The sequence below is a fragment of the Pseudogemmobacter sp. TB195 genome, from assembly GCF_058313095.1.
On the sequence record NZ_JBZEGG010000055.1, the window covers coordinates 1 to 11587 of the forward strand.

Consider the following 11587-nt stretch of genomic DNA (forward strand, 5'->3'; position numbering starts at 1 on the left):
AGACCTTCGTGCAAATGGACCACAGGCCGACAATGCACTAACATTCAAACCGGACCACTCAGTGGGGGCATTCCAATCCGGGCGCCCCATCATGCGCTGCAGTTCCGACATCAAGCCCCGCAAATTCACTTCGCCCCCGACGCAGAGCGAAAAACCAACGCCAAGCGGCCAACAGGATTTTTCTGACGGCAGCTTCCGCCATTTGGGAATGCGCGTCGAGATCGCCGTCGGGCCCCAACCGATGGTGCCTCGACGGCTCATATCTAACAGATCTCACGGATCCGAAGTTCGGGGTCGGCCTGCACAGGTCGCGGCGGGATTTGCAAGGGCAGCTCGAGGTTGTCGAGCAGCAGCGCCTGACAGGCCCGACAGATCGACACGTGCCAATCGACCAACATCCCGTCGACAAACTTGCGCGTCCGGGCAGGTCTCAGTGCTTTCGGCGAATGGCGTCCTGCAGCATGTCCCGATCAGGCGTGAGGTCGGCCATGATCTTCTTCAGCCGCGCATTCTCATCTTCAGGGCCTTCAGCCGGCGCATCTCGTCTGGCAACAAACTGCCATAGCGGTTCTTCGAGGTGAAGCAGGTCGCCAGGCTGATCCCCGCCTTACCGTAGATCCCGGCTACTGCCGTTCCTTCCTGGCCCTGCTTCAGGAGGAACGCCTTCTGCGCCGCCGTGAATGCGATGCTTTCATCGTCGTCAGCTCCTCTTCCAGCCAGGGAAATCCAGCCGTAAAATCCAGCTCCAAACGATCCAGTTCTCAGGGGGCAGGGCGCCCATACCTCGCGAGGCCAGGCCCTATTTCATCTGTCCTGAAATATCCCGGGGGAGGCTCCGTCAGGAGCCGGGGGCAGCGCCCCCCTCCGGCGCCCGCCAGCCCCCCTTCGCCCGGATCTTAGTGGATGAGGCATCCTTCATCGGCAGATTGACGAAGACCCAGGCCGGAGGCTTCATCCGTGCAAGGTTTTCGCCCCGCCCGACGCGATTGCCGCCATAGATCTGTGCCGCCGGTGACAGCCGTGCGCGCAGACCCGCGCCTGGCCGCGCGAGGACACCAACCGGCACCGTCTCCATGATCCGCCGCCAGCGGTCCCAGCGGTGGAAACCCGCGAGATTATCGGCCCCCATCAGCCAGACAAAGGTCACGCCCGGGTATATCGCCCTCAGCATCGCGATGGTATCCGCAGTAAAACGTGTGCCGAGGCGCCGCTCGAGATCGGTGATCCGGACCCTGGGGTGGCGCATGACCCGCCGCGCCTGTTGCATCCGCGCCGAAAGCGGCGCCGGCTGACGCGCCTTGAGCGGATTTCCAGGCGAGACCAGCCACCAGACCTGGTCAAGCCCCATCCGCTTCAACGCCTCAAGGGTGATATGGACATGCCCCTCATGCGCCGGATCAAACGACCCGCCGAGAAGACCCACAACCATGCCGCGTGTCGCGAGAGGAAAGCCCTGTGCCATAGCCGGGTTCATATTTCATTCATGACGGCTATGGAACGATGGATAGCGGCGCCGTAGAGGAAAACGGCGCTGGCGATCCGTACTCTAGCCGGGCGCCAGCGTCGCCCCGGGGGACCACCTGATAGCTGGCGGGCCTGCGCGCATACCGCCGCAGAGCCTCAGGGCGCATCCGGCGGTAACTATCGGGCGGGGCTGACCTCGCCCGACCGCGGGGGGCAGGGCGGGCCACGGCCGTCACCTGCTGCCGCGCGGCATATCATCCGCGACTTCATGGCGAGCGATCAGCATCGGCCCGAAGCTCCCGCTTTTCGCACTAAAAGCGGGAAAGCTGGTGGCGGTGCTCTTGAACTCCGTTTCCGCCCCGTCGAAAAAAAACCTGTGGCAATGCGGGTGGCACTGTTGCGGTTTTCTGCTGGGGGCGGCCAGGTGCCGGTCGACGCCGCGATCATGACGCTCCTGGCAACGGTGACCATGCGGGGGCTTTTGATGCCCGCGCATGCACCTCTGACCAATCACCGACCTCGGGAAGGTCTGGCGCAGGGCGCGCTCATCCCCGGCCCGATGGTCGCATGGGCACTCAGTTCACAGAGCGTATCGGCCGGGGAATCACCCGGGACCTGCGCTTATGACCCTGACGCTCCTGGCGGAACAGGCTTACGCGTTTCCCGCTTTCATTCTGGCGCATGAGGTCCAGTTTCATCGCAAGAAGATCAAGTTCCGCTTGCTGCTGGAAGTCGATATCGCTTGTGTGGGCGCCGGACGTGAGCATGGCAATGATAGCTGCAAAGGTGATGTTGCCCGCGATTGCATAGGTCACGACAATGCCAAAGATACCAGATCCGAGGCAATAGGCGGCTCCGGCTGCGAATGCTCCGGCAAGGGTTGCGGCGGTCAGTGAGACAAGAAACATGGCATCCTCCTCTTAGGTATTGCTTAAGACTCGGTAACCAACTGTGGGTTGAGTATCGTCTGGGTATTGTGGTTACAATGTGGCGACAATCTGGCCATTTCATCCGTTTTTCTGTTTGGCTCAGGATCGCATCACTTCTCGCCCGTCCGGGCACTTCGACTTGCCTTTCCACCCGGCAGCAGGGGGGGCAGGCTGTGTGTCATTTTCTCTTCTCGCATGCGGCACTGCCGCGATGGTCGAGAGATGGTAAAGTCGGCAGACCGACGCTCTGAACGCTTCGCCGGCACGCCGCTATCTGGCCAGCTCATCTCATGCGCAAATTCTCTGCACCCGGAGCGTGAGCCTGGCCTCGGCGGCCAGCCTGCACCACTCGCAGTTGCTTTAATACGAGAGCGCAGACGCTGGCCGATCATCTCGCCCATATGGCGAGAGATCGGCCACGGATCTTCACACAAGTGGGACAGAATTATGCCAAAAGCTCACCAGGCAGGTATCTGCAACCCCCGGGAAATCCCGCGTCCGAAGGCCGGGCGCAGTCAGTCAGAGCGCGGGATGCCGCGCGGTCGCCGTACGATGTCCTTTTGCTGCCTGCTCGCATGAAACGCAGAAAAATGGGGGCACCAGGCCAGGCGTCTGACTCCCCGGGTGATGGGCTCCCCCCGCCGACAATCTGCTGCCGCCCCGGCGTCATCGGGAGGGGGAAGGCGTTCAGCGCGACCACAGCAGCGGCGGATGGCCATAAGCGCACGGATTGCGCCCCCAAGGGGATCTGCCGGGGCGCGCTGGCATTAACCTGGGCAGTGCTTCAGCGCGGGGCGCCTGCCGCCTTGCGCGCGGCCTGCCGCTTTGCCACCCGCGCCCGGATTGCCTCGACATCGGTGACCGGGGTCGCGGCGAAAAGCTGGCGGGTATAGGCATCGGCCGGATTGGCGAAAACCGCCTCTCGCTTGCCCTGTTCCACCGCCAGGCCCTGGCTGATCACCATCACATCATCCGCAATATAGCGCACCACAGACAGGTCATGGCTGACGAAAACATAGGTGAGCCCGAATTCCTCCTGCAGATCGGCGAGCAGGTTCAGCACCTGCGCCTGTACGGACAGATCCAGCGCCGAGACCGGCTCGTCCAGAACCAGCAAAGACGGGTTCAGCATCAGGGCGCGCGCGATCGCGATCCGCTGCCGCTGCCCGCCCGAGAACATATGCGGAAAGCGGTTGAAATGCTCGGGGCCAAGGCCAACCCTGACCAGCATCGCCTCGGCCAGGGCGCGGCGTTCCTCGGCCGCGATCGCGGGCCGGTTGATCACCAGCGGCTCCATCAGCACCGAGCCGATCTTCTGGCGCGGATTGAGGCTGCCATAGGGGTTCTGGAACACCATCTGAACCTTGGAGCGCAGCACCGGATCGGGGCGCTTCACGGCGATATTGACCGGCTGGCCTTCGATCAGGAGATCCCCGCCAGAGGGGGCGTCGATCAGCGCGATGATCCGCGCCAGGGTCGATTTGCCCGATCCGCTTTCGCCGACAATCGCCAGCGTCTTGCCCTTTTCCACCGAAAAGCTGACGCCTTTCAGCGCCTGGACGGTCTTTGAGGCGCCGAACAGGCCGCCGCCGATGTGATAGTCCTGGGTGATGTTCCGGCCTTCAAGAACCACGCTCATCGCACCGCCTCCCCGAAGAAATCAGAGACGGTCGGCAGCCGGTCACCGGTCGCATTCTCGGGGAGAGCCGACAGCAGCGCCCGCGTATAGGGGTGCTTCGGGGCCTCGAACAGCGAAAGCACATCGGCCTCTTCCATCTTTTTGCCCTGATATTGCACCACCACCCGGTCGGCGGTTTCCGCGACCACGCCCATATCATGGGTGATCAGGATCAGCGCCATGCCGTATTCCTCCTGCAGATCCATCAACAGATCGAGGATCTGCTTCTGGATCGTCACATCGAGCGCGGTCGTTGGCTCATCCGCGATCAGCAGGCGCGGTTTCGAGGCAATCGCCATGGCGATCATCACGCGCTGGCACTGCCCGCCCGACATCTGATGCGGATAGGAGGTCAGCTTTTCCTCGGGCAGGGGGATGCCAACCTGGCGGAACAGTTCCAGCGCGCGGGCGTGGGCCTCGCGGCGCGACATGCCGAGGTTGAGGCGCAGCACCTCTTCGATCTGGAACCCGACCGTGAAGGATGGGTTCAGCGAGGCAATCGGCTCCTGGAAGATCATCGTGATCTCACGCCCGATCAGCTGGCGGCGCTCGGCCTTTGTCATATGCAAAAGGTCGTGGCCGTCATAGCTCATCTCATCGGCGGTGATGGTGGCGGTGTCGGGCAAAAGCCCCATCACCGCCAGCATCGAGACCGATTTCCCCGAGCCGCTCTCGCCCACGATGGCCAGCACCTCGCCGCGGTCGACCTGGGTATCGATGCCGTCGACGGCGGTGAAAGAGCCGGTCGAGGTGGCAAAACGGACTGTCAGATTACGGATTTTCAACAGCGCCATCGTCTCAGCTCCGCTTCAGTTTCGGATCAAGCGCGTCACGCAGCCCGTCACCCATCAGGTTGATCGCCAGCACCGAGATCAGGATGGCAAGGCCCGGGAAGGTGACGATCCACCAATGGCTCAGGATGAATTCCCGCGCCTCGGCCAGCATGGTGCCCCATTCGGCGGTCGGCGGCTGCGCCCCCATGCCCAGGAAACCAAGCGCTGCGGCATCCAGCACCGCCGAGGAAAATGACAGGGTCGCCTGGACGATCAGCGGTGCAAGACAGTTCGGCAGGATCGTTCTGAACATCAGCCGCAGATTGCCCGCCCCCGAGACCCGGGCCGCCGAGACGTAATCGCGCTTCAGCTCCGACATCACCGCCGCCCGGGTCAGCCGCGCGAAATGCGGCTGATAGACGATGGCAATGGCGATCATCGCATTGGTCAGACCTGGCCCCAGCACGGCGACCAGCACCAGCGCCAGCAGCAAGGATGGGAAGGCGAGGATCACATCCATCACCCGCATGATCACCACATCGACCCAGCCGCCGAAAAAGCCCGAGATCAGCCCGATCACAATGCCTCCGACCAGCGCGATGGAAACCACCACCACCCCGATGAACATCGAATATTGCGAGCCCTTGATCAGCCGTGACAGCATATCGCGGCCAACGGCATCGGTCCCGAGCCAGAAGTCGGAATTGCCGCCCGCAGCCCAGGCGGGCGGCAGTTTCTCCATCCCGCGATATTGCATGGTCGGGCTGTGCGGCACGATCAGATCGGCAAAGCAGGCCATCAGCACCAGAAGCACAAAGACGCAAAGTCCGATCACCGCGCCGCGATTGCGCGAAAAATAGAACCAGAATTCGGCCAGCATCCGGCGACGGATCTGCGCATCGGTGAGTTTGACGAAAGTGTCGCTCATTTGTTGCGGATCCTCGGATTGATGAGGCCATAGGTCAGATCGACCAGCAGATTGACCAGCATGACGACGCCCGCGACCAGCAAAAGGCCCGACTGCACCGCCGGATAATCGCGGCGCGAGATGGAATCGATCATCCATTTGCCGATCCCCGGCCAGGAGAAGATCGTCTCGGTGAGGATCGCGCCCGCCAGCAATACGCCGATCTGCAAGCCGATGGTGGTGACGACCGGGATCATCGCGTTGCGCAAAGCATGGACGCCGATCACCCGGCGCGCCGGCATCCCCTTGGCGCGGGCGGTGCGGACATAATCCTCGCCCAGCACCTCCAGCATGGCAGACCGCGTCTGCCGCGCGATCACCGCCAGCGGGATCGTGGCCAGCACAATGGAGGGCAGAATCAGGTGATGCAAGGCCGAGGCGAAGGCGCCTTTCTGGCCCGAAAGGAGGCTGTCGATCAGCATGAATCCGGTGACATTGGGGAAGAAATACATCAGCGAAATCCGGCCCGAGACCGGCGTCCAGCCAAGATTGCCCGAGAAGACGATGATCAGCAGCAGGCCCCACCAGAAGATCGGCATCGAAAAGCCCACAAGCGCCGCAGACATCGACAGCTGATCGAACCAGGACCCTCGCTTGATCGCCGCCAGCACGCCAATCGGCACGCCAACCAGCGTCGCCAGTACGATGGCGACAAAGCCAAGCTCAATCGTTGCGGGGAAAAGCGTCAGGAATTCGGACAGGACCGGCTTTTTCGTCACCAGCGAATTGCCGAAATCGCCCTGAAACAGCCGCCCGACGAAATCGAAATATTGCAGGACGATGTTCTTATCAAATCCCAGTTGCGCCGAGATTTCGGCATGGCGCTCGGGCGAGACGCCACGTTCGCCCGCCATCAGCAACACCGGGTCGCCCTTCAGCAAACGCGGGAACGAGAAGGCAACGATGGTGATCCCAAGGAAGGTTGGCACCAGATACAATAGTCGTGAAAGGATGAAACGGATCATACGCCTCTTTGCCCCTGAAAGAGACGCGCGGAGAAGGCCGTGCCTTCCCGCGCGTCCGGGTGGTTCATCCTCGGCGGATTACTCGGCGATATCGACAGTGTCGAAGGTGTAATCGCCAAGCGGGCTCTGGACGAAGCCGGTCACCTTGTTGCTCATCGGCACATATTGCGTCGAATGGGCGATGGTGAACCAGGGCGCCTGATCCTTGAAGATGACCTGGGCCTCTTCATAGAGTTTGGTGCGCTCGGCCTGATCAGACGAGACCTTTGCTTTCGCCAGCAGCGCCGAGAACTCTTCATTACACCAGAAGGCGCGGTTCGCACCGCCTGGGGCCGCACCGGCGCAGCTCAGCAGCACCGAGAGGAAGTTGTCTGGGTCGCCATTATCGCCGGTCCAGCCAAGGATGACGGCGCCTTTGCGGCCCGGCTCCATCGACTTGTCGAGATATTCGCCCCATTCATACGAGACGATCTCGGCCTTGACGCCGACTTTCGACAGGTCTTCCTGCATCATTTCGGCGGTGCGGCGGGCATTCGGCATATAGGGCCTTTGCACCGGCATCGCCCAGATCTCCATCGTGAGACCGGAGACGCCCTCTTCTTCCAAGAGCTTCTTCGAGACTTCCGGATCATAGGGGTCATCGACGATGGCATCGTTATAGGACCACATGGTCGGCGGGATCGGGTTCTTGGCGGGTTCGGCATGGCCCTCGAACACGGTGGCGACAATGGCCTCCTTGTTGATTGCCATATTCAGCGCCTTGCGGACCTTCGGATTGTCGAAAGGCGCGAGCGTGGTGTTATAGGCCAGATAGCCGACATTGAGGCCGGCCTGTTCGTCCATCTTCAGGTTCGGATCCGCCGCGATCCCTGCGAGGTCAGCCGGAGCCGGGAAGGGCATCAGATGGCATTCGCCGGCCTTCAGCTTTTGCAGACGCACGGCCGCATCCGGGGTGATGGCGAAAACCAGATCGTCGATCAGCGCGGGCGTTCCCCAATAGTCGGGGTTCTTCTGATACCGGATCACCGCGTCTTTCTGATAGCCCACGAATTTGAACGGGCCGGTGCCGATGGGCGCGTTATTGAAATCCTCGCGGGTGCCGGCGGCGTCCAGCGCATCGGCATATTCCTTCGACACGATCGACATGAAGGGCATGGCGATATTGGCGATGAAGGGGGCTTCCGGCTGGTTCAGCGTCACTTTGACGGTGTAATCATCGACCTTCTCGACCGATTTCACCAGGTTCGGCATATCCATCGAAGTGTAATATTCGTAGGTGATGCCCGGGATATACTGGTGCCAGGGGTGATCCGCGCTGGACTGACGCTCGAAGGAGAAGATCACGTCATCGGCGTTGAAATCACGGGTCGGGGTGAATTTGTCGTTCGAATGGAACTTCACGCCCTTGCGCAGGTGGAACGTATATTCGGTGCCGTCTTCCGACACATCCCAGGACTCTGCGAGCGCCGGTTCGGCTTCGGTTGTGCCCTTCTTGAATTCGGCGAGGCGGCTGTAAACCGGGTGCGCGCCGGCGTCAAAAGTGGTGCCGGCGGTATAGGGGGCCGGATCGAAGCCCTCGGGCGAGGCCTCCGAGCAATAGATGAAGGTTTTCGCCATGGCGGGCGCTGCGGCGCTGAGCGCCAGCGCCGAGGCAGCAATCAGGCTGCGCGAGAGAAGCTTCATAAGTGGTTCCTTTCACTCACTGTTGACGGTTTTTTTGTTCCGGATTCGTGCCAGATGTCCGGACTGTATTCTGTTTGCATACATCGCCAGAATGCCGATGTTCCACTTTATTTGGCCGAAAAGCGAACGAAATTCCTGCCAGAATGACGGGCCTGTCAGCATTCAGTCAAAAGGCCGGTCCAGGCTGACTGATGGCGGGCAGAACCAGCGCGGGCCGTCTTCCGCCATCCAGGCAATATCCTCCAGCCGGATGCCGCATTCGCCGTAAAGGCAGAGCATCGGTTCGATTGAAAAACACATGCCGGGGGCGAGCGGAGTCCGGTTGCCTCTGACGATAAAGGGGTCCTCGTGAATGTCCATCCCAAGCCCGTGTCCGGTGCGGTGGGGCAGGCCGGGAACCGCGTATCCGGGGCCGAAACCGGCAGCGGTCAGGCTGTCGCGCGCGGCGAGATCCACGGCCTCGCAGGGGGCTCCGATCCGGGCTGCCGCAAACCCCGCCGCATGGGCCGCATGTTCATGGTGCCATAGCTCCCGCTGGCGCGCGGTTGGCGTGCCGAAGACGTAACTGCGGGTGATATCTGAGCAATATCCATGCAAAACCCCTCCCATATCGATCAGAACCATATCGCCCTCAGTGAGGATCTGCGGCTCGGGCACGCCATGCGGATAGGCGGTGGCCGCGCCGAATTGTGCCGCCGCGAAAAGCGGTTTTACCCCGAGCGCCTTATGCGCGGCCGAGATGAAAGCGCAGGTCTCGGTGGTCGATACCCCGGCGCGCAGGTTCTGCCAGACGGCTTTCTGGACCTGATAGCTGGCCTCCATCGCGGTCTGGATGATGGCGATCTCGGCTGCGGATTTTATCTGGCGCAAGGCCGAGATCAGCGGTTTCGCCGCCGTGATCCGTCCCGCCATCGCGGCTTGCAGAGGCGCCGCGAACAGCCAGGGCGTTGCAGGGTCAAGCGCCAGGACCGCGCCTTCACCCGCGATCCGGGCGACCTCGGCTGCGATCAGCGCATAGGGGTCTTCGTCCTCCTGCCAGGTGGCTATATGCCCGTCTTCGCGCAACAACGCGCGCAGCTTCGGCTCTTCAAAGGTAGGGCTGATATGAACCGGCGCGCCCCGGGCGGGGATCAGGGCCCCGTGAATACGCTCTGAAAGGCCGAGACTGTGACCGAGGAAATAGTTCAGCGAGGATGAGGCATCGAGCCAGACCGCCCCGATTTCCGCCGCCCGCATCCGCGCCTGCAAAGCCCCGGCCCGCGCCGCATATTCCGCGCCGCCAATAGCCGGAACCGAAACCGGACGAAAAACGCCAAGCGCCCTGTCAAAGCTCATCTTCTGCCACTCCCCGGCTGATCTGCCACCTTTGTCCCTTTCCTTTCGGCGCGGAGCAAGAGCGCCGGCCGGTTATGGCGGAATTTCGGTCAGGACAGGCGGTTTGCCGGCCCTGACCCGGGTCTCGCCTAGCATCTGCCTGCGGGGGCGACGCATCCCCTTCTTCACGCCTGGGCTGATGGCGTCTTTTCCAGGCGCAGGATATGGAATAATGCTGCCGCATGGCCATCACGCTGAACTCACTCCTGGATCTTGAAAAACGGGGCTTCGATTGCGTCATCGATGTTCGGTCGCCGTCCGAATTTGCGGCTGATCACCTGCCCGGAGCCATCAGCCTTCCTGTCCTCGATGATGAGGAACGCGCCCGCGTCGGCACGATCTACAAACAGATCGCTCCTTTCGAGGCGCGCAAACTCGGCGCGGCGCTGATTTCGCGCAATGTCGCGCGGCATCTTGAGGGGCCGCTTGCCGACAGGCCGGGCGGCTGGCGGCCCTTGCTCTATTGCTGGCGCGGCGGTCAACGGTCCGGTTCGATGGCCATGATCCTGTCGCAGATCGGCTGGCGCGCGGAGATCATTGCGGGCGGCTACAAGGCCTGGCGCGGGCTGGTGGTGCGGGCGCTGGAGGCCGCGCCCCCGTCGCGCATCATATTGCTTGATGGCAATACCGGATCGGCCAAGACCGAACTCCTGCAGCTGCTGGCGCTGCGCGGCATCCAGACCATTGATCTTGAAGCCATGGCGAACCACAGGGGGTCGCTGTTTGGCAGCCGGGGCCTTCAGCCGTCGCAACGGATGTTCGAGGGACGCATCGCCCAGGCATTGAGTGATCTCGACCCCAGCCGCCCTGTTGTTGTCGAGGCCGAAAGCTCGGCTATCGGTCAATGCCGGCTTCCGTCACAGCTGTGGAAAGCGATGTGTGCGGCGCCAAGGATCGAGCTTGATGTGCCGCCGCAGGAACGGGCAAGATACCTTGCCAGTGCCTATAGCGACCTGACGGCCGATCATGACCGGCTCAGCGCGACCATCGATCAGCTGCGCCCGTTCCATCCGGCTGAGCGGGTCGCAGAATGGCATATGCTTGCCGGGCGGGCGGAATATGTGGCGCTGTCAGAAGCACTGATCGCGGCCCATTACGACCCGCGCTATGCGAAACACCGGGCAAGAAGCGGCATGGCCCGCCACAGGGTGTTTGTGCCAGGTCTCGATCCGGCGGGTCTGCTTGCTGCGGCAGAGTGTCTGGCCGAAGAAATGCAGTGCATATAGCAGGTGCGGGCGCGCTCCCGGCCTCGCATCCCCATGGGGGCGCGGCAGGCCTCCTCTGCTGCCTTATATCCCCGGCCTGTCTATCCCTGAAATTTTCTGTATAATCACAACCGCTTGCCAGATTTTCGTCATCAACCGGGACAAAGCAGCAGCGCCAGAGAAAATGGAGCCCAGGTCCTGTTGACAAATGGCGGCGAACCGCACCCAGCTTTCCAGCGAACTGTTGCAGCGTGTCCTATTGATCAATCTCAACCCAAAGATGGAAAGCCCGGGCGAGCGAACGGGCTTCAAATATGACCTGGAGGCGCACCTTGCGGGGAACGCCGCGACGTATCTCCGTGCCTTGCTGGTCTTGGTTCAGAACTGGATTGTGAATGGCTCTGCCCCTTGGGCGGGGAGGCCTCTGGGCGGGTTCGAAGCCCATAGCCGGATCATAGGCGGCATCCTGGAAGCTGGAATGCCCCCACTGAGTGGTCCGGTTTGAATGTTAGTGCATTGTCGGCCTGTGGTCCATTTGCACGAAGGTCT

The 11587-nt window shown here is 62.1% G+C and carries 9 protein-coding genes and 1 pseudogene; 1 reads left to right on the plus strand and 9 read right to left on the minus strand.

The features are described from left to right. Positions 1-266: 266 nt before the first annotated feature. The 9 genes and pseudogenes from AC4FS3_RS28040 to AC4FS3_RS28080 all read right to left on the minus strand — a co-directional run. Positions 267-687: pseudogene (locus tag AC4FS3_RS28040) on the minus strand (transposase); the annotation flags it as partial. 151 nt (positions 688-838) lie between these two features. Further along, positions 839-1462: a nicotinate-nucleotide adenylyltransferase gene (locus AC4FS3_RS28045; protein ID WP_491023268.1), complete on the minus strand. Its 624-nt coding sequence runs from the start codon at positions 1460-1462 to the stop codon at positions 839-841. 577 nt (positions 1463-2039) lie between these two features. Continuing rightward, positions 2040-2372 (minus strand): hypothetical protein, encoded by a 333-nt coding sequence (locus tag AC4FS3_RS28050; protein ID WP_491023269.1) that lies wholly within the window; start codon positions 2370-2372, stop codon positions 2040-2042. Between the two features lie 805 nt (positions 2373-3177). Further along, positions 3178-4032, minus strand: coding sequence for an ATP-binding cassette domain-containing protein (locus tag AC4FS3_RS28055; protein WP_491023270.1), 855 nt, complete (start codon positions 4030-4032; stop codon positions 3178-3180). After that, positions 4029-4865: an ABC transporter ATP-binding protein gene (locus AC4FS3_RS28060; RefSeq protein ID WP_491023271.1), complete on the minus strand. Its 837-nt coding sequence runs from the start codon at positions 4863-4865 to the stop codon at positions 4029-4031. Before AC4FS3_RS28060 ends, AC4FS3_RS28055 begins: the two co-directional genes overlap by 4 nt. Positions 4866-4869: 4 nt before the next feature. Continuing rightward, on the minus strand, positions 4870-5772 hold the full coding sequence (locus AC4FS3_RS28065) for an ABC transporter permease subunit (protein WP_491023272.1): 903 nt from the start codon (positions 5770-5772) through the stop codon (positions 4870-4872). Beyond that, positions 5769-6776, minus strand: a complete 1008-nt coding sequence (locus tag AC4FS3_RS28070) for an ABC transporter permease subunit (protein WP_092898185.1) — start codon at positions 6774-6776, stop codon at positions 5769-5771. The genes AC4FS3_RS28065 and AC4FS3_RS28070 overlap by 4 nt, the downstream gene beginning before the upstream one ends. Positions 6777-6854: 78 nt before the next feature. Next, positions 6855-8459 carry an ABC transporter substrate-binding protein gene (locus AC4FS3_RS28075; RefSeq protein WP_491023273.1) on the minus strand — a complete coding sequence of 535 codons (1605 nt, stop codon included), beginning with the start codon at positions 8457-8459 and terminating at the stop codon, positions 6855-6857. A gap of 162 nt (positions 8460-8621) precedes the next feature. Continuing rightward, entirely contained in the window at positions 8622-9794 is a 1173-nt protein-coding gene (locus AC4FS3_RS28080) for a M24 family metallopeptidase (protein ID WP_491023274.1), read from the minus strand. Between the two features lie 221 nt (positions 9795-10015). On the opposite strand from AC4FS3_RS28080, the gene mnmH reads away from it, so the two are divergent. After that, positions 10016-11059: a tRNA 2-selenouridine(34) synthase MnmH gene (gene mnmH / locus AC4FS3_RS28085; protein WP_491023275.1), complete on the plus strand. Its 1044-nt coding sequence runs from the start codon at positions 10016-10018 to the stop codon at positions 11057-11059. Positions 11060-11587 lie beyond the last annotated feature (528 nt).

What these genes read in the sequence shown, in the direction of transcription:
- AC4FS3_RS28070 (WP_092898185.1), bottom strand. Translation starts at nt 6,776, where the DNA reads ATGATCCGTTTCATCCTTTCACGACTATTGTATCTGGTGCCAACCTTC.
- AC4FS3_RS28050 (WP_491023269.1), bottom strand. Translation starts at nt 2,372, where the DNA reads ATGTTTCTTGTCTCACTGACCGCCGCAACCCTTGCCGGAGCATTCGCA.
- mnmH (WP_491023275.1), top strand. Translation starts at nt 10,016, where the DNA reads ATGGCCATCACGCTGAACTCACTCCTGGATCTTGAAAAACGGGGCTTC.
- AC4FS3_RS28080 (WP_491023274.1), bottom strand. Translation starts at nt 9,794, where the DNA reads ATGAGCTTTGACAGGGCGCTTGGCGTTTTTCGTCCGGTTTCGGTTCCG.
- AC4FS3_RS28065 (WP_491023272.1), bottom strand. Translation starts at nt 5,772, where the DNA reads ATGAGCGACACTTTCGTCAAACTCACCGATGCGCAGATCCGTCGCCGG.
- AC4FS3_RS28075 (WP_491023273.1), bottom strand. Translation starts at nt 8,459, where the DNA reads ATGAAGCTTCTCTCGCGCAGCCTGATTGCTGCCTCGGCGCTGGCGCTC.
- AC4FS3_RS28060 (WP_491023271.1), bottom strand. Translation starts at nt 4,865, where the DNA reads ATGGCGCTGTTGAAAATCCGTAATCTGACAGTCCGTTTTGCCACCTCG.
- AC4FS3_RS28045 (WP_491023268.1), bottom strand. Translation starts at nt 1,462, where the DNA reads ATGGCACAGGGCTTTCCTCTCGCGACACGCGGCATGGTTGTGGGTCTT.
- AC4FS3_RS28055 (WP_491023270.1), bottom strand. Translation starts at nt 4,032, where the DNA reads ATGAGCGTGGTTCTTGAAGGCCGGAACATCACCCAGGACTATCACATC.